Genomic DNA, 259 nt, shown 5'->3' on the forward strand with positions numbered 1-259 from the left:
TGATCGGCTGGCGCTCACTGATGGTGACACCATCACGCGTCAGGGCATCGACCTTGCGCGGGTTGTTGGTCATCAGCTTGAGAGTGCTGACGCCGAGATGCTCCAGCATCGGCACACAGATATCGTAGCGGCGCATGTCAGCCCCGAAGCCTAGGCGCTCATTGGCTTCGACGGTATCGGCACCGCCATCCTGCAGCTCATAGGCGCGAATCTTGTTGAGCAGGCCGATGCCGCGGCCTTCCTGACGCAGATAGAGCAG

Annotated in this window: 1 pseudogene; it reads right to left on the bottom strand. The window is 61.0% G+C overall.

Annotated features, from left to right (window positions below):
- A pseudogene (locus R0J88_RS21325) lies at window positions 1–259 on the bottom strand (GTP cyclohydrolase II); the annotation flags it as partial.

Origin of the sequence: Pseudoalteromonas sp. SIMBA_162 (assembly GCF_046535955.1) — a bacterium.
GTDB lineage: Bacteria > Pseudomonadota > Gammaproteobacteria > Enterobacterales > Alteromonadaceae > Pseudoalteromonas > Pseudoalteromonas marina.